Here is a 17,319-nt window from a genome sequence, read left to right as displayed (position 1 = left end):
AGGCTCCTCAGGGAGCGTGTGATGACGCATCCTCGCAGGCTCGGAGGCTCCTCAGGGAGCGGGTGGTGACGCCTCGCGAGCTCGGAGGCTCCGCGGGGAGCGGGCGGTGGTGACGCCCGCAGGCTTCCGAGGGAGCGGTGGTGAGGTGTGTTCGGAGGCTGCTCAGGGGCGGTGGTGACGCATCCCCACGCGCTCGGTCTTTCGGTCCACGGGGCAGGTCCGGGGATGCGTCAGATCTCCAATCCCAGCAACGCGTTCTCCAGCACCTCGGGCATCGCGGGGTGAATCCAGTACTGGCCTCGCGCCATCTCATGTGCGGTGAGCCCGAAGGATATCGCCTGGATCACCGGCTGGATGACCGTCGGCGCCTGGGGGCCGATGATGTGCGCACCGAGTAGTCGGCCGGTTCGGCGCTCGGCGATCAGCTTGCAGAACCCGGTGGTGTCCTCCATCGCCCACCCGTATGCGACATCGCCGTAGGCCTGAACCTTCACGGCGATGTCAAGATCCATGTCACGCGCCTCATCCTCGGTGAGCCCGACGGTGGCGATCTGCGGATGGGTGAACACCGCTGCCGGGACGTGACGGTGGTCAAACCACAGCAGATCCTCGGCATCCCATCCCTTGAGCAGGTTTGCCTGCACCACTCGTTGCTCATGGTTGGCGACGTGCTTGAGCTGGTACGGCGAACTGACATCACCGAGAGCCCAGACTCTGCGCGCAGCGGTCCGCCCATGCGGATCACACTCCACCCGTCCGTGATCGTCCAGGTCGATGCCGATCGACTTCAGATTGAGACGGTCCCCATTCGGCCGGCGACCCGTCGCGACCAGCAGGACGTCCCCGTCGAGATGCCTGCCGTCCTGAAACGTCACACGCACTCCGTCGTCACCGAGGTCGGTCACATTGGCGACATCGGTGTTCAGGTGAACATCCCACTTCTCCTGCGCCACAGCCGTGAAGCGGTTCGAGATGTCGGTGTCGAGCTTGCGAAGCATCGCCGGACCGCGCGCGATGATCGACACGGAACTGCCGAGGGCTCCGAACACGTGCGCGAATTCCGCTGCGATGTAACCACTCCCGACAATGATGAGATGGTCGGGGAGACGCTCGAGGCGCATCACGTCATCGTTGGTGTGGTAGCGGGCCCCGCAGTCGGTGATGACGGGCGGCACCGTCGCTCGCGACCCGGCGGCCACCACGACCTCGTCTGCGAGGACGACGGCGTCTCCGGTCACGAGCCGGTAGCGCCCGTCATCATCGCGTCCGTCGAACTCGACGTGTGAGGAATACACGGTGATGTTCGGACAGCGATCCTCGCGATACTCTCTGCCGCCGGACGAGATGGGGTCGATCCGGCCGAACACCCGCTCGACGACCGCCGGCCAGTCGACGGAATCGACATGAGCGTGCACGCCGTAACGCTCCGCGTGGCGTGCGCTGTCGGCGACCTCGGCGGCATAGACGAACATCTTCGTCGGGATGCAGCCGACGTTGAGGCAGGTGCCCCCGTACGTGCCTTCCTCGAAGATCGCGATCGTCTTGTCGTCGAACCGCTCGTCGGGAATGGAATTGCCGCTGCCCGTGCCGATGATCGCCAGGTCGACGATCTGCGTCGCGGTCATGCGTGTTCCGACTGGTCGGAGGTGGCCGACGCCCGGCCCGTACCGGCCGGCACATCGAGCGTGTCGCCCAACCAGGTGTCCACCTCGCGGTAGGCCTGGGTTCGGGCGCGCTTGACGGAGAGAAACACGTCGTGGCGGGCGTCGGCAACCGGTGCCACCGTGACCTGATCGCCGAGACGTCCGCTCCAGCGCGCGATGTGCGCGACGTCGAGCACGACGTCCGAATTGTCGACGGTACCCAGGTGCCGCGTGTTGAAGAGTGTCTTGTCGGACCGCAGCACCAGCGACGGCACACCGACGTCGATGCCGCGATGCAGGCGGGCATGACCACGACGCACCGCATTCAGGAAGCCGAAGGTGACCGGGAAACCGCCCATCGGCTTCAGCGACAGGTCATAGGTCCACTCGCCATTGCCCGATTCGTGGATGCTCTTGCCGTATCCCTCGGAGAGCTCCTGCGGGATCACGACTTTGGGGCGGGCGGCGGCCACTGCGCGGATCACGAGCGACACCGGAAGCGTTCGCAGCACCGGCTTGCCCTGGAGATCGAACCACGGACTGTTGAGCAACAGCCCGGTCACGTGCGCATGGCGGTCCGGTGCCTCGGTCCGCAGGCGATCCAGCCACAGCGGGGTGATCAGCCCGCCGGTGGAATGGGCTGCGACGATCACGCGCGCCGACGCGTCGCCCGCGGCGGACTCGGCCACGATCACATCGAGCGCACGACCGAGTTCCTCGTCGTAATGCCGCAGATCGGTGGTGAAATGGGCGGTGTGCTGCGGCTGCAGCGAGCGGCCGCACTTGCGCAGATCGAGGGCATAGAACGCGTAACCGCGCTCGTGGAAGAAGTCGGCGAGGGGTTCGTGGAAGAAGTAATCGGTGAAGCCGTGTACATAGAGCACCGAGCCGTTCGGGTACTGCTCGCTCGAATGGCCGGCCTTGCGCACCAGGGTCGCGGTGATCGGGTCCTCGCCGTCAGGATCGGGTCCCAGCGGCAGGGTGAGCACTTCGTAGCGGTCGAGGAGGCGGTCGGGTTGCCATTTCGCAGCAGCTCGGCCACCGTCGTGGGCGGCGGGAAAAGGTGCGGTCACACGCTCCACTGTAGTTAAGCCCCGGCCTCGGCAAGCGGCGCCGACTGTCGCCCAGCCCACATTTTGCCCGACGCGATTCCGTTGTTTCGTGGCCGATGGGGAACAATGGCCGATGACAGGGACGACCTCAGCGGCGACAGCGACAGAGACGATCGTCCAACCTGTGCGAAGGAGAGCTCCTCGTGTCTCAATCGGTGATCAAGACGGACGTTGCGCTGGTGGGCGCCGGCATCATGAGCGCCACCCTCGGTGCGCTGATCCGACGCCTCCAGCCGGACTGGTCGATCAGCCTGTTCGAACGCCTCGACGCGGCAGCCGCCGAGAGCAGCGACCCCTGGAACAACGCCGGTACCGGCCACTCGGCGCTGTGTGAGCTCAACTACACACCGCAGACCGCCGACGGCGACGTGAACATCGACAAGGCGCTCAGTATCAACGAGCAGTTCCAGGTGTCACGCCAGTTCTGGGCATACTCGGTCGACAACGGGATCCTCGGCGACCCGAGCGAGTTCATCAATCCGATCCCGCATGTCGGCTTCACGCACGGTCCGGGCGGCGTCGACTACCTGCGCAAGCGCTACGACCGTCTCGCCGGACAGGTGTTGTTCGAAGGCATGGAGTTCATCGACGACCCGGCCGAGTTCACCGAACGGCTCCCGCTGATGTCGGCGGGCCGCGACTTCTCCGACCCGGTCGCCCTCAACTGGTTCACCGAGGGAACCGACGTCGACTTCGGCGCGCTCACCCAGCAGCTGATCAACCATCTCGGCGCGACCGGCGCGGACATCTACTTCGGCCACGACGTGACGAACCTGTCCAAGCAGTCCGACGGCAGCTGGATCGTGAAGATGCGCAACCTCCGGACCAAGGAGAAGCTGACCGTCCACGCCAAGTTCGTGTTCGTCGGCGCCGGCGGTGGAGCCCTGCACCTCCTGCAGAAGTCGGGTATCGAAGAGGCGAAGGGCTTCGGCGGTTTCCCCGTCTCCGGCGAGTTCTTCCGCTGCACCAACACAGAGCTGATCGGCGGCCACCAGGCCAAGGTCTACGGCCAGGCCGCGGTCGGAGCGCCGCCGATGTCTGTCCCGCACCTCGACACCCGGGTGATCAACCACAAGCCGGGCCTGCTGTTCGGTCCGTATGCGGGCTGGTCGCCGAAGTTCCTCAAGAACGGCAAGGTCACCGACCTCCCCTTCTCGGTCAAGCCGAGCAACCTGTTGCCGATGCTGTCCATCGCGCCGCAGGAGTTCGGTCTGCTCAAGTACCTGATCAGCGAACTCGCCGCCAACCGTGCCGATCGGGTCAACACCCTCAGTGAGTTCGTGCCGCGCGCCGACGGTTCCGACTGGGAACTCATCACCGCCGGTCAGCGCGTCCAGGTGATCCGCAAGACCGGCGTGGGCGGCTCACTCGAGTTCGGTACCGCGGTCGTGACGGCCGGCGACGGAACCATCGCGGGTCTGCTCGGTGCCTCCCCGGGCGCCTCCACCGCAGTCCCGGCGATGCTTCAGGTCCTCGAGAAGTGCTTCCCGCAGCAGTACCAGGGATGGACGTCGATCCTCACCGAGATGATTCCGTCGTTCGGTCAGAAGCTCTCCGACAACCGCGACCTGTTCCGTCAGGTGTGGGACTGGACCAGCGGCAGCCTGCAACTCAAGCGGGACGCCGTGGCGTCGCCGGCCGGCCCGGATCGCACCCCCGAACCGGCGCTCTGAGCGCCTGTCTGGTGCGTGCGAACCCGAGTGTGATAGTCACGACACCATGACTCCGGTAGGGCAACTGCATCACAGCCTGGCCGCCGAGATGGATGCGGCCACGCTGTATCAGATCTTGCGGCTACGGGTGGACGTCTTCGTCGTCGAGCAGGCGTGCCCGTATCCGGAACTCGACGGGCGAGATCTCGAACCGCGCACCCGACAGTTCTGGATCAGTGACACCGAAGGCCACGTCATCGCCACCCTGCGACTGCTCACCGAGCCACCGTCGGCCGATGGCCGCGCGCTGTTCCGGATCGGCCGGGTGTGCACGGAACGTTCTCACCGCGGCGAGGGCCTGACCGCACAACTGCTGACCGCGGCCCTCGACGAGGTCGGTGACCTGCCCTGCCGGATCGAGGCGCAGGCCTACCTCGTCGACATGTACGCCAAGTTCGGATTCGTCCCCGAGGGGGAGCAGTATCTCGAGGACGGCATCCCGCACGTGTCCATGGTGCGAGACCCGGTGGCCGCCCCCAGCACGGCGAGCGGCTCGGACGGCAGTCGATGAGCGGACGCCACCGCTCGACCGCGAACGTGTCCCCGGTCCGCTACCCGTTCAGTGCTGTCGTCGGCCAAGAACGCCTGAAGCTCGCACTGATCCTCTCCGCCATCTCACCCGGGATCGGTGGTGTGCTCATCCGTGGCGAGAAGGGCACCGCCAAGTCGACGATCGTGCGAGGTCTCGGACCACTCCTCGGTGGTGATGGCCACACGGGCCCGACGGCCGGCACCGGCACTGTCCGTGGCCGTGTGGTGGAACTGCCGATCGGTGCCACCGAAGACCGTGTCATCGGTTCGCTGGATCTGACTGCTGTTCTCAGCGAGGGTCGCGCCGAGTTCACCCCGGGCCTCCTCGCACTCGCCGACGGCGGCGTCCTGTACATCGACGAGGTCAATCTCTTGGCCGACCACCTGGTGGACGTTCTCCTCGACGCCGCCGCGAGCGGTCTGGTCACCATCGAACGAGACGGTGTGTCGCACACCCAGTCCGCCGACTTCGTGCTCGTCGGGACGATGAATCCGGAAGAGGGGGAGCTGCGCCCGCAGCTGCTCGACCGGTTCGGCCTCGCCGTCGACGTCGCCGCCGGCCGCGACATCGAGGAGCGGGTGGAGATCGTGTCGCGCCGCATGGCATTCGATGCCGATCCCGGCGGGTTCGCGGCACGTCACGCCGAGGCCGAGATCGAGTTGGCCCGGAACATCGCCGCGGCACGTGATCTGGTCTCCGCGGTTCATATCCCGCCCGCCGAGCTGCGGCGGATCGCCGGTATCTGCGCCCACCTCGACGTCGACGGTCTCCGCGGCGACATCGTGGTGGCCCGGACCGCCGCCGCGCACGCGGCGTGGCGTGGTGCCGAGGAGGTCACCTCCGACGACGTGCGCGTCGCCGTCGAACTCGCGCTGCCGCACCGGCGCCGTCGCAACCCGTTCGACGAATCCGGTTTGAGCCCAGAGCAACTCGACGACGCGATGGATGCCGGGCAGGAGGCCGCCGACGGTGCACCGGACGAGGGCGGTCCCGATGACCCAGACGACGACCCGGACCCGACCGATCCCGGGCCGGACGGCGGAGTGCCGCGGGACGAGCGATCCGCACCCGCGGACACACCCGAAGACCCCGATCCCGGCGCGTCACCGCACCCGCACACCGAAGATCAGGACGACGATCGGGTGCCATCCGAGACCGCACCGGGCGCCCGGTTCGACACACCCCCGCGGTCGGGAACCGTGGCGCGGATGCGACGTCTGCGGGTCGACGGAATCGGCGACGGCGATCCCGGACGGCGATCGCGGGCGCGCTCTCGGCGCGGACAGACCACGCGCGCAGTCGATTTCGCGCACGGCGAGCCCGTGCATCTGTTCGGGACGGTGCTATCGGCCGCCGACCGCACACGCAGGACCGCCGAACGCGGCGAGCCCGGCGTGGCGCCGCACACCGGGGTACGGGTCGCGGCCGCGGACCTGCGCAGCGCCGAACGCATCGGTCAGGAGGGCAACCTGGTCGTGTTCGTCGTCGACCTCTCGGGGTCGATGACCGCGCGGCGCCGCCTGGCCGCCGTCAGCGAGGTCTGCGTCGATCTGCTGCGGGACTCCTACACACGCCGGGATCGGGTCGCGGTCGTCGTCGCGCGCGGGTCGTCGGCGTCGGTGGCGGTGCCGCCGACCAGGTCCGTCGACGTCGCGGTGCGCCGCCTCACCGAACTGCGCACGGGTGGACGCACCCCGCTGGCCGAGGGGCTGGTCACCGCCACCGAGCTCGTCGAGCGGCACGCCCGGCGCGAACCGCAGCGCCGACCGCTCATCGTGGTGCTCACCGATGGGCGCGCGACCGCCGGCCGGGACGCCGCGGCCCGGGCCGCGACCGCCGCGGCCGCCGTCGGCCGCCGAGGGATCGACTCCGTGGTCGTCGACTGCGAGCAGGGGATGATCCGACTCGGATTGGCCGCCGAACTCGCCGCAGCCATGGGTGCCCGATGCCTACCGATGGACGAGCTCACCGCCGGCAGCATCGCCCGGTCCGGGCGAGCCGCCTGAATCACCGTCCGTACCAGAACACCGCCAGGAGGCGCCGTGCCGCAAGGAGTTCCCGACACGATCCCCGACGACGGGCTCACCACGCGTCAGCGGCGCAACCTGCCGGTCCTGGCCGTGCACACCGGTGACGGCAAGGGCAAGTCGACGGCGGCCTTCGGGATGGCCATGCGGGCCTGGAACGCCGGAATGCGGGTGGCCGTCTTCCAATTCGTGAAGAGCGCGAAGTGGCGGGTCGGCGAGGAAACCGCCCTCACCGCCCTCGGCGCCGTGCATGACGAGACCGGGAAGGGCGGCCCGGTGGAGTGGCACAAGATGGGTCAGGGCTGGTCGTGGCTTCGCGCCAACGCCGAGCACGACGATGACCACGCGGCCGCGGCCCGCGCCGGCTGGTCGGAGATCGCCCGGCGGATCGCGGCCGAACAGCATGATTTCTACGTGCTCGACGAGTTCACCTACCCGCTGGACTGGGGCTGGGTGGACACCGACGAGGTCGTGGCGACCCTCCGTGACCGGCCGGGCCGCCAGCACGTGGTGATCACCGGCCGTCGCGCACCCGCGGCTCTCATCGAATCCGCGGATCTCGTCACCGAGATGCGCAAGATCGCGCACCCCATGGACGCGGGTCGCAAGGGACAACGGGGCATCGAATGGTGACCGCGAAGGCCGTCGGCGAGTGGTCGGTCGCCGGATCATGACCGGCGTCCCGGCCATCGTCATCGCCGCTCCCGCGTCGGGGAGTGGCAAGACCACGGTGACGACCGGGTTGATCGGCGCACTGCGGGCGGCCGGGCATCGCGTCGCCCCGTTCAAGGTCGGACCGGACTACATCGACCCGGGCTATCACGCGGTGGCCGCGGGCACGGTCGGTCGCAATCTCGACCCGAACCTGGTCGGTGCGGACCTGGTGGGTCCGTTGTTCGCCGCCGGCTCGGCCGGCGCCGACATCGCCGTGGTCGAAGGCGTCATGGGTCTCTTCGACGGACGCATCATGGCCGACGACGTCTCCGACGGCGCCGACCCGGCCGGCTTCGGTTCGACCGCACACGTCGCCCGCCTCATCGGCGCGCCGGTGGTCCTGGTCATCGATGCCGCCGGACACAGTCAATCGGTAGCCGCACTCCTGCACGGATTCGTCTCCTTTGACCCGTCTATAAGGATCGTCGGTGTCATCCTCAACCGCGTCGGCTCGGACCGGCACGAAACCGTGCTGCGGCAAGCCTGCGGGCGTGTCGGGCTGCCGGTGTTCGGGGTTCTGCGACGCGACCCGCACCTGCAGGTGCCGTCCCGGCATCTCGGCCTGATCCCCGCGGCCGAACGTCGCGACGATGCGATCCGGGCGGTGGACGCGATGACCGTCACCGTCGGTGCGGGCCTGGACCTGCCGTCGATCGTCGCCGCCGCGAGCACCCGTCGGCGTCAACAACTCGAGGCATGGTCGGCAGCCGACGCCGTCCGCGACGGTGGGCCGGTCCCGGCGGCCGGCCGTCGCCCGCTCGTGGCGGTCGCGGGCGGTCCGGCGTTCACTTTCGGCTACGCCGAACACGGTGAGTTACTGGCTGCCGCCGGCGCCGACGTGGCGGGTTTCGACCCGCTGCGGGATCCGCTGCCGCCGGGCACCGACGCCGTGGTGATCGGCGGCGGCTTCCCGGAGGAACACGCCGAAGCGCTGTCGGCCAACGAACCACTGCGGACCGGCCTCGCCGGGCACGCGCGCGCCGGCCGTCCCATCGTCGCCGAATGCGCGGGCCTGCTCTACCTCGCCACCGAACTCGATGGGCATCCGATGACGGGCATCCTCGACGTGGTGGGACGGTTCGGGCCGACACTGACCCTCGGCTACCGCGATGCGGTGGCCGTGACGGATTCCGTCGGATACTCGATGGGCCTGCGAGTCACGGGCCACGAGTTCCATCGGTCGACGGTCCAGCCGGGTGCCGGCGCACCCGCGCCGGCGTGGGCGTGGCGCGACCACAGCGGCAACCCGGGTACCCACGGTTACGCCACGAACTCGGTGCACGCGTCGTACCTGCATGTCCATCCGGCCGGATATCCCTCCGGGGTGGTGCGATTCGTCAACGCGGCGCGAGAAGCTGCGAGCTCGCCCGGCATGACACACGACGGCGTCGGCGAGCGCGCCGGATGACCGCCCGGGGACTCGGTGAGGCGCTCGACGCACTCACCCGCCACGGCGTCGACGACCCGGCGATCCTGCGGGATCTGCTCGAGGCGGTGCTCGTCGTCGGGCGCGGCCTCGATCTCGACCGGGCCCTCCAGCGGATCGTCGAGGTGGCGTGCCAGGTCGTCGACGCACGCTACGGGGCTCTCGGTGTGCGGGCCACCGACGGAGGTCTGAGCGCGTTCGTCTACACCGGCATCAGCGCTGCCGAGCGTGCCCGCATGGATCACCTGCCGGTGGGTCGCGGGGTACTCGGTCTGCTCATCGAGCATCCGGAGGTGTTGCGGATCCCGGAATTGGCGAAACACTCTGCGTCGGTGGGTTTCCCGCGCAACCACCCGCCTATGACGACCTTTCTCGGTGCGCCGATCGTCATCCGCGGCACCGTGTTCGGCAGCATCTACCTGACCGAGAAGCAATCGGCGGCGGAGTTCAGCGAGGTCGACGAGTCGTTGGTGGCGGTGCTCGCGGTGGCGGCCGGTATCGCCGTCGACAATGCGCGCCTGTTCGAGCAGGCCCGGACCCGACACCGGTGGATGCAGGTCATCGCGCGGCGGGGATCGGAACCGCTGGCGGGGATCGCGCTGTCGGACACCTTGCCCCGGCTGTGCGCCGACGTCGCCGGACTCACCGATGCGGTCGACGTCTTCATCCTCACCGAGGAGGCCGGGGAGGTCGAGCTCACAGGTCACACCGGTCCGCCGGTCGCCGCGGGGGACATGGTGCTGCCGTCGACCGGAGCCCGGGTGGTCGTGCCCGTTGCCGAGATCCCCTCCGAGCTCGTCCGTCGCGGGGCGAAGTGGGCCACGGTGCAGCCGTTGCAGCGGGCTGCCGGTGCGTTCGGCTGGATCGTGATCACCCATCGCCCCCGACCCGAATGGGATGACGAGGATGCCGCCGGGCTCGCCGGTGTCGCCGAAGTGGCCTCGCTGGCGGTGGTCTACGCCGAACAGCAGCAGACCGCGCGCGACCTGGAGGTCGTGGAGGACCGCCATCGCATCGCCCGTGACCTCCACGATCATGTGATCCAGCGGCTGTTCGCGATCGGGATGTCGGTGCAGACGATGCTCGCGGCGCGGGGACCGGACGGTGGGGCCGAGTCGGAGGCCGAACGTGCCACGACGGCCCGGCTCGAGCAGGTCGTGACCGATCTGGACCGGACCATCGCGCAGATCCGGACCTCGATCTTCGATCTGCAGACGATCCCAGGGCATCATGACACCGCCACCCTGCGGCGCCGGGTTCTCGACATCGTGTCCGAGCTGGCTGTCCACGCTCCGATCGCCCCGGGCGTCCAGTTCGCCGGCCCGGTGGACACGGTGGTGCCCGAGTCGCTCGGGCCGCACATCGACGCCGTTCTCCGAGAAGGGTTGTCAAACGCGTTGCGTCATGCCCAGGCCGACCACATCGACGTGTCGGTCACCGCCGACGACGAGGTGCTCACCGTCGAGATCATCGACGACGGTGTGGGCATCGCCACCGATGTGGTCTACCGCGGCCTGGACAATCTCACCCGGCGGGCCGAGGAGTGCGACGGCGTGTTCAGCGTCGTCACCACCCCGCGCGGGGCGTCGACGTCGAGCGGTACCACGCTCACATGGTCGGTACCGCTGAGGGAGTAGCCCCCAGCTTCGCTGGCTTCGCTAGCGCGGCGGGAGCTTGCCGTCGCGGAGTTTCGTCGCCATCACCGCGACCTGCGTGCGGCGCTGCATGTCCAGTTTCGCGAGGATGCGCGAGACGTAATTCTTGATCGTCTTCTCCGCCAAGAACATCCGCTCGGCGATCTGCCGGTTGGTGAGGCCGTCGCCGATGTGATTGAAGACCTCACGTTCCTGCTGGGTGAGGTCTGCCAGCGGATCGTCGCTGCCGCCCTTGCCGTCGCGGAGTCTCGCGAGCAGTGCGGCGGTGCTGCGATCGTCGAGCAACGAACCGCCCCGTCCGACCGTGCGTACGGCCTCGATGAGGTTGTGGCCCAGGATCTGTTTGAGCACGAAGCCCGACGCGCCGGCGAGCACCGCCGCGAGCAGGGCGTCGTCATCGGCGTAGCTGGTCAGCATCAGGCAATGCACCGCGGGTTCTGCGGCGCGGACGTCGCGACACAGTTCCACACCGTTACCGTCCGGAAGCCGGACGTCGAGCACCGCCACATCGGGTTTCGTCGCGAGGATGCCGACCTTCGCCTCGCCGACGGATGCGGCCTCGCCGACGATCTCGAGATCGTCGGCGGTACCGAGCAGATCCCGCAGTCCACGGCGGACGAGTTCGTGGTCGTCGACGAGGTACACGCGGACCGGGTTCGTCGCGGATGCGCCGTCGGTCGTGGCGTCTGCAGGCATGGTCTGACGGTACCGCAGAACGACTCGGCGAGAAGGCCGTGCGCAACCGACGACTTGTGGCCCAGGACAGTCGGGACCTTCGGCTCACGTGGTCGGTGCCGGCACCGCGCAGAGTTGGACCTGAACCGAATGTGTGACGACGAGGAGTGCGATGACCAGCCTGATCGACCCACCCGAGGTGAGCGGCCCGCGGATGTCCGGCTCGGATCTGCTCCGGGAGCTGCTCCCGGTGTGCGAGACCGAGGTCGACCGACACATGAAGATGACCCGCGACTGGCATCCGCACGACTACGTGCCGTGGGACGACGGGCGCAACTTCGCCGCGTTGGGTGGGCAGGACTGGGACCCGTCTCAGTCCCAGCTGTCGGAGACCGCCAAGGCGGCGATGATCACGAACCTGTTGACCGAGGACAACCTGCCCTCGTACCACCGGGTGATCGCCGAGAACTTCAGCCTCGACGACGCGTGGGGATTCTGGGTGGGCCGGTGGACCGCCGAGGAGACACGGCATTCGATCGTGATGCGTGACTACCTCGTCGTCACCAGGGGCGTGGACCCGGTCGAGCTCGAGCAGACCCGCATGCAGCACATGACCCACGGGTTCAACCCGCTGCCCGACGACGACGGACAGCGCGACCACAGCTACGACATGCTCTACGCGGTCAGCTACGTCAGCTTCCAGGAGCTCGCCACGCGGGTGTCGCATCGGAACACCGGCAAGGCGTGTGGCGACCCGATCGCCGATCGCATGCTGCAGCGGGTGGCGGCCGACGAGAACCTGCACATGCTCTTCTACCGCAACATCGTCGACGGGGCACTCGATCTGGTGCCGGATCAGGCGATGGCCGCGATCTACGCGATCGTCTCGAACTTCCAGATGCCGGGCGCGACGATGCCCAACTTCCGGCGCAACGCCGTCCTCATCGCGAAGGGCGGGATCTACGATCTCCCGCAACATCTGTCGGAGGTGGTGATGCCCGTGCTGCGCAAGTGGCGGATCTTCGAACGCGACGACTTCGGGCCGCTCGGTCAGCATTACCGCGAGCTACTGGGCGACTTCCTCGAACAGATGAACGTCAAGGTGCGCAGGTTCGAGGAATCCCGTGACCGTGCGTTGGCCCGCGCCCGCGCCAAGGGGCTCGCCGAGTAGCAGCGCGGCCGCGCCGATCACACCGAAGCGACCTGGGGGAGCAGGTGCTGCCGACCGTGGGCACGGAACTCGTCGGTGAGTTCGGCGACCCTAGCCGAATCCATCAATCGATAAGCGCCGTCGACGAATTCGAACACCGGATCGTCGGTGAACCAGGCCGTGCGTCTCAGCGAGGGCTTGTCGATCTTGCGGGTCGCGGTGAGGGGTAGGCCTGCCGTCACGCGGATGAGTGTCGGTGCCCATTTCGTTCCGAGGTCGGGTTGGGACTCGAGGAAACGCTCGAAGGCGATCGTGTCGAACGGCGTCTCACCGGGCGGGACCTCGGCGGCCGCCATGACCCGGTCGCCGGTGCGCGGATCCGGGACCGCGTACACGGCTGCGGCGCGGATGGAGTCGTGGCGCAGGAGGATTCGTTCGATGGGTGCCGTGGCGAAGTTCTCCGAGTCGACACGTATCCAGTCGGCTGTGCGTCCGGCGAACCAGAACACCCCGTCGCCGTCGCGGTATGCGAGGTCGCCCGACCAGTAATCGCCGTCGCGCACCTTCTCCGCCGTCGCCTCGGGGTTGAGGTAATAGCCTTCGAATCTGGCGCCACCGCCGCGCGCGACGATCTCCCCGATGGCCTCGTCCGGGTTGGACATCATCCCGTTGTCGTCGAACCGGGCCGGCGGGCACGGTGATCCGTCCTCGTGGAGGATCTCCAGTGCCATCTCTTTCCGCGGGATGCCCAGCGCGCCGGGCGGGGTGGTGTCGTCGCGCAGGATGACGCACACGCCCTCGGACGATCCGTACGACTCGATGATCGGACAGCGGTACCGGCGAGTGAACTCGAGCCGGTCGGTCGTGGACGCCTCCGTGCCGAACGCCAGGCGCAGGCGGGTGCGCGACTCCGCGGGTGATTCGGGCCGGGCGAGGATGTAGGACAGCGATCTGCCGACGTAGTTGACGAATGTCGCCCCGAAACGTTGGACGTCGGGGAGAAAGCCGGAGGCGGAGAAGCGAGGTCGCATGGCAAAGGTCCCGCCGGTCGCGAGGATCGGGGCCCAGGCGCTCATCAGCGCGTTGCCGTGGAACAGCGGCATCGCGTTGTAGGCGACGTCATCGCGGCCCAGACCTCGGACATTGAGATCGCCGATCGCCGCGAGCCGCGCGGAGCTGCAGATGACCGCCTTGGGCGCACCGGTGGAGCCCGATGTGAACAGCAGGAGGAGGTCGTGGTTGACGCCGCGGTGGTCGACGGACTCCGTGAGACCGGCATCCGCGTGCGCGTCGACCAGCGACCGATAGTCGGCCGAGCCGATCTCGACAGACCGCACGTCGATGCCGAGGTCGGGGATCAGCTCCCGGTGGGCGCCGTCGACGAGGACGATCTGGCAGTCGGTGCGCGCGACGTCGGCGGCGAGCTCCGCGCCGCGGCGGGTCGGGTTGATCCCGACGATGGTGGCGCCGGCGAGCGCCGCGCCGCCGATGAGGAACAGGTACTCGGGGTCGTTGTCCATCAGGACGCCCACGTGCCAGGGGCCGGATCTGCGCAACCGTCGCAACAATGCCGCACGTACGCAGGATTCGTGGACGAAGTCCCGCCATGTCCAGGACCGTTCGTCGGCGAGCAGCGCCGTCGCGGGATCGTCGGCCCGCGCAGCAAGTTGATCGGCAATCGTACGAATCTGTGACGACCCCGTCATCAGTGACCTCCGAGTGATTCCGGTTACCTTCGGGCACGACGCCACGTAGGTTACGCGGGCGGCTCCGACGGTGGCGTCGGGTCTCCGAGTCCAGCAGTCGCGTCGGTAGGATCAGCAGCCATGTCGCGCTCTGCCTCTTCCGGGGCCAACCGAAACCACTATCTGGCCGGCCTCGATCTGACCGGTCGCAAGGTCGTCGTCGTGGGCGGCGGATCGGTCGCACAGCGTCGCCTGCCGAATCTGCTCGCGGCCGGGGCCGACGTCCACGTCGTGGCGATCGATCCGACACCGGCGGTGGAGTCGACGGCCGGGATCTCGGTGAGCCACCGCGAATATCGAGACGGTGATCTCGAGGGCGCCTGGTACGTGATGGCCTGCACCGACGACCCCGACGTGAATGCCCGTGTGGTCGCCGATGCCGAGGCCCGTCATACATTCTGCGTCCGGGCCGACGACGCGCGCTTCGGCACGGCGGTGACGCCGGCGTCGGGCCGGCATCGGGATCTGCAGTTCGGCGTCCTCGCGGCCGGCGACCATCGGCAATCGGCGGCACTGCGGGCTGCCATCGGGCGGGCGCTGGCCGACGGCTCGCTGGCCGTCGTCGAGGACGACGCCCCGCATGCCGCGGGTGTCGCATTGGTGGGTGGCGGGCCGGGGGATCCGGACCTCATCACCGTTCGCGGGCAGAAACTGCTGCAGCAGGCCGACGTGGTGGTCGCCGACCGTCTCGCCCCGGCGCAGTTGTTGGCCGAGCTCGGACCGCAGGTGGAGATCGTCGACGCGGCGAAGGTGCCGTACGGACGAGCGATGAAGCAGGAGGCCATCAACGACGTCCTGGTCGACCGGGCCAAGGCCGGCAAGTTCGTCGTCCGGCTCAAGGGCGGCGACCCCTATGTCTACGGGCGGGGTTTCGAAGAGGTGCAGGCGTGCGTGGAGGCCGGAGTCCCGGTCACTGTCGTGCCGGGTATCAGCAGCCCCATCGCCGCGCCGGCCGCCGCGGGCATTCCCGTGACCCATCGAGGTGTCACCCATGAAGTCGTCATCGCGTCGGGGCACGTACCGCCCGGACATCCGGACTCGCTCATCGACTGGAACGCGATCGCACGCCTGCGCGGCACCCTGGTGCTGATGATGGCCGTGGAACGAGTCGACGTCTTCGCCGACGCACTCCTCAGCGGAGGCAAGCCGGCCGACACCCCGGTCGCGATGATCGAGAACGGGTCGTTGCCGACCCAACGGGTCCTGCGCACGGACCTGGCCCATGCCGCCGCGACCGCCGCCGAACAGGATCTGCGTCCACCGGCCATCGTGGTGATCGGCGAGGTCGCCGGATTCACCGAGGCCGCCACCTGATCCTGCGCGCCGCCGTCCGGCCGGCCCGCGTGGGGCCAACGGGCCAATGACGATTGGCATATTCGGTGTGGGGGGCGGTACCGTCGAACGTTATGTCCGCACCGGAAACGTCGAGTCCCCAGCACACGGCTGTGCCGGTCTATCGCAACGTCTTCGGCCCGGCGATCCTGGTCCTGTCCGGTATGCAGCTGCTCATGGTGCTCGACGGGACCGTCGCGGCACTGGCTCTACCGCGGATTCGTGACGCTCTGCAGCTGTCGGAATCGAGCGCCAACTGGATCATCAGCAGCTACGTCCTGGCGTTCGGCGGGTTGATGCTCCTCGGCGGCCGGCTCGGCGACACGTTCGGTCGTAAACGGATGTTCGTCGTCGGCGTGGTCGCATTCACGCTCACCTCGTTGCTGTGTGGTCTCGCCTGGAACGAGTCGAGTCTGATCATCGGTCGCGCGCTGCAGGGGGCGTCGGCGGCGATCGCCGCACCCACCGCGATGGCGCTGGTGGCCACCACCTTCGCGCCCGGCAAACCTCGCAGCCAGGCATTTGCCATCTACGCGGCGATGACCGGGATCGGCTCCGTCGCCGGCCTGATCCTCGGTGGCGTCCTCACTCAGGTTTCCTGGCGGCTGGTCTTCCTCATCAATGTGCCCATCGGGGTGCTCGTCGCCGCCGGCGCCATCATCGTGCTGCGTGAGTCCCAGGGGGAACGGCTGTCGTTGGATGTGCCCGGTGCGGTGCTGGCAACTCTTGGTTGCTCGCTGCTCGTGCTGGCGGTCAACGAGGGGCCCGACGGATGGGCGAGACCGCTCGTCGTCGGCTCGTTCATCCTGGGTGGGCTGGCATTGCTGGCCTTCATCGTCGTCGAGCGTCGGGCGAGCAACCCGATCCTGCCGTTCGTCCTGTTCGAGAATCGCAATCGGGTCGCCGCGCTGGTGGCGATCTTCCTCGCCAGCATGATCATGATGTGCATGGCGGTGTTCATCTCGCTCTACCTGCAGGGCATCCTGAAGTACACGCCGATCCAGAGCGGTATGGCAGTGGTGCCGTTCGCCTTCGGACTGGGTATCGCGGCTGCGATCGCATCCAAGCTCGCGTTGGTCATCCAGCCCCGCTGGCTGGTGCTGTGCGGCGGCACGATCATCCTGGCCGGCTGTCTGTACGCCTCGTCCATCGCGACCGGCACACCCGACTATTTCCCCAGCATCGGACTGCCGGTCGTGGTCATCGGATTCGGTGTCGGATTCGCCGTCATCCCGCTGACCCTCTCGGTTGTGGCCGGGGTCGGGCCCACCGAGATCGGCCCGCTCACCGCGCTCGCGCAGGTCGCCCAGAACCTCGGCGGAGCGATCGGCCTCGTCGCGGTCGGTGCCGCGGTCACCTCGCGCGCGTTGTCGCTGGGTGGTACGACCGGACCCGTCGAGGACATGAACCCCACGCAGCTGGCCGCGCAGGCCAGCGGTTACGGTCTGGCCTTCGCGTGCTGCGCCGGGATCGCGGTCCTGTCGGCGATCGTCGTGCTCTTCATGCGGTTCACACCGGAAGAGGTCGCGGAAGGGCAGGCCGCCCAAGAGGCGGCCAATGCCAATCTCGACGTCGACGAACACGGCGCGCACTGAC

13 protein-coding genes are annotated in these 17,319 nt (G+C 68.4%); 9 read left to right on the top strand and 4 right to left on the bottom strand.

The features are described 5' to 3' along the window. Positions 1–230: 230 nt before the first annotated feature. Together AC4AMJ_RS12865 and AC4AMJ_RS12860 are read right to left on the bottom strand one after the other, a co-directional pair. Positions 231–1,625, bottom strand: a complete 1,395-nt coding sequence (locus tag AC4AMJ_RS12865) for a mycothione reductase (RefSeq protein WP_489894623.1) — start codon at positions 1,623–1,625, stop codon at positions 231–233. Beyond that, a complete protein-coding gene (locus AC4AMJ_RS12860; protein ID WP_489894625.1) occupies positions 1,622–2,716 on the bottom strand; it encodes an alpha/beta hydrolase in 1,095 nt (364 codons plus the stop codon). Before AC4AMJ_RS12860 ends, AC4AMJ_RS12865 begins: the two co-directional genes overlap by 4 nt. A 182-nt stretch (positions 2,717–2,898) precedes the next feature. Here AC4AMJ_RS12860 and mqo point away from each other — a divergent pair, with 182 nt between their 5' ends. The 6 genes from mqo to AC4AMJ_RS12830 are packed head-to-tail and all read left to right on the top strand — an operon-like array spanning position 2,899 to position 10,803. Beyond that, positions 2,899–4,428 (top strand): malate dehydrogenase (quinone), encoded by a 1,530-nt coding sequence (gene mqo / locus AC4AMJ_RS12855; RefSeq protein WP_489894627.1) that lies wholly within the window; start codon positions 2,899–2,901, stop codon positions 4,426–4,428. Positions 4,429–4,474: 46 nt separating this feature from the next. Then, entirely contained in the window at positions 4,475–4,978 is a 504-nt protein-coding gene (locus AC4AMJ_RS12850) for a GNAT family N-acetyltransferase (RefSeq protein ID WP_489918221.1), read from the top strand. Further along, the gene (locus AC4AMJ_RS12845; protein WP_489918220.1) at positions 4,975–7,005 is read left to right on the top strand and encodes a VWA domain-containing protein; all 2,031 of its coding nucleotides are present in this window, start codon (positions 4,975–4,977) and stop codon (positions 7,003–7,005) included. Before AC4AMJ_RS12850 ends, AC4AMJ_RS12845 begins: the two co-directional genes overlap by 4 nt. A gap of 36 nt (positions 7,006–7,041) precedes the next feature. Next, a complete protein-coding gene (gene cobO / locus AC4AMJ_RS12840; RefSeq protein WP_489894633.1) occupies positions 7,042–7,659 on the top strand; it encodes a cob(I)yrinic acid a,c-diamide adenosyltransferase in 618 nt (205 codons plus the stop codon). 37 nt (positions 7,660–7,696) lie between these two features. Continuing rightward, complete coding sequence (locus AC4AMJ_RS12835; RefSeq protein WP_489918219.1) at positions 7,697–9,148, top strand: cobyrinic acid a,c-diamide synthase CobB; 1,452 nt, start codon at positions 7,697–7,699, stop codon at positions 9,146–9,148. Beyond that, positions 9,145–10,803, top strand: coding sequence for a GAF domain-containing sensor histidine kinase (locus AC4AMJ_RS12830; protein ID WP_489918218.1), 1,659 nt, complete (start codon positions 9,145–9,147; stop codon positions 10,801–10,803). The genes AC4AMJ_RS12835 and AC4AMJ_RS12830 overlap by 4 nt, the downstream gene beginning before the upstream one ends. 21 nt (positions 10,804–10,824) lie before the next feature. Here AC4AMJ_RS12830 and AC4AMJ_RS12825 read toward each other — a convergent pair whose 3' ends face one another. Beyond that, complete coding sequence (locus AC4AMJ_RS12825) at positions 10,825–11,517, bottom strand: response regulator (RefSeq protein WP_489918217.1); 693 nt, start codon at positions 11,515–11,517, stop codon at positions 10,825–10,827. 151 nt (positions 11,518–11,668) lie between these two features. Here AC4AMJ_RS12825 and AC4AMJ_RS12820 point away from each other — a divergent pair, with 151 nt between their 5' ends. Next, on the top strand, positions 11,669–12,667 hold the full coding sequence (locus AC4AMJ_RS12820; protein WP_489918216.1) for an acyl-ACP desaturase: 999 nt from the start codon (positions 11,669–11,671) through the stop codon (positions 12,665–12,667). Between the two features lie 17 nt (positions 12,668–12,684). On the opposite strand, the gene AC4AMJ_RS12815 is transcribed toward AC4AMJ_RS12820, so the two are convergent. Next, the gene (locus AC4AMJ_RS12815; protein ID WP_489918215.1) at positions 12,685–14,352 is read right to left on the bottom strand and encodes an AMP-binding protein; all 1,668 of its coding nucleotides are present in this window, start codon (positions 14,350–14,352) and stop codon (positions 12,685–12,687) included. A 120-nt stretch (positions 14,353–14,472) separates the two neighbouring features. On the opposite strand from AC4AMJ_RS12815, the gene cobA reads away from it, so the two are divergent. Further along, positions 14,473–15,705: a uroporphyrinogen-III C-methyltransferase gene (gene cobA, locus AC4AMJ_RS12810; RefSeq protein WP_489918214.1), complete on the top strand. Its 1,233-nt coding sequence runs from the start codon at positions 14,473–14,475 to the stop codon at positions 15,703–15,705. Positions 15,706–15,797: 92 nt separating this feature from the next. Next, a complete protein-coding gene (locus AC4AMJ_RS12805) occupies positions 15,798–17,318 on the top strand; it encodes a DHA2 family efflux MFS transporter permease subunit (RefSeq protein ID WP_489894647.1) in 1,521 nt (506 codons plus the stop codon). The last annotated feature ends 1 nt before the right edge of the window (position 17,319 follow it).

The organism is Gordonia sp. LMA484 (assembly GCF_058129505.1).
Note: the sequence above shows the minus strand (reverse complement) of the source record. Positions and strands in the feature narration are given on the sequence as shown.

Excerpts from the sequence above, each read along its gene's own strand:
- AC4AMJ_RS12805 (WP_489894647.1), top strand. The coding sequence starts at position 15,798 with ATGTCCGCACCGGAAACGTCGAGTCCCCAGCACACGGCTGTGCCGGTC.
- AC4AMJ_RS12830 (WP_489918218.1), top strand. The coding sequence starts at position 9,145 with ATGACCGCCCGGGGACTCGGTGAGGCGCTCGACGCACTCACCCGCCAC.
- AC4AMJ_RS12815 (WP_489918215.1), bottom strand. The coding sequence starts at position 14,352 with ATGACGGGGTCGTCACAGATTCGTACGATTGCCGATCAACTTGCTGCG.
- AC4AMJ_RS12845 (WP_489918220.1), top strand. The coding sequence starts at position 4,975 with ATGAGCGGACGCCACCGCTCGACCGCGAACGTGTCCCCGGTCCGCTAC.
- AC4AMJ_RS12825 (WP_489918217.1), bottom strand. The coding sequence starts at position 11,517 with ATGCCTGCAGACGCCACGACCGACGGCGCATCCGCGACGAACCCGGTC.
- AC4AMJ_RS12820 (WP_489918216.1), top strand. The coding sequence starts at position 11,669 with ATGACCAGCCTGATCGACCCACCCGAGGTGAGCGGCCCGCGGATGTCC.
- AC4AMJ_RS12865 (WP_489894623.1), bottom strand. The coding sequence starts at position 1,625 with ATGACCGCGACGCAGATCGTCGACCTGGCGATCATCGGCACGGGCAGC.
- cobA (WP_489918214.1), top strand. The coding sequence starts at position 14,473 with ATGTCGCGCTCTGCCTCTTCCGGGGCCAACCGAAACCACTATCTGGCC.
- AC4AMJ_RS12850 (WP_489918221.1), top strand. The coding sequence starts at position 4,475 with ATGACTCCGGTAGGGCAACTGCATCACAGCCTGGCCGCCGAGATGGAT.
- AC4AMJ_RS12835 (WP_489918219.1), top strand. The coding sequence starts at position 7,697 with ATGACCGGCGTCCCGGCCATCGTCATCGCCGCTCCCGCGTCGGGGAGT.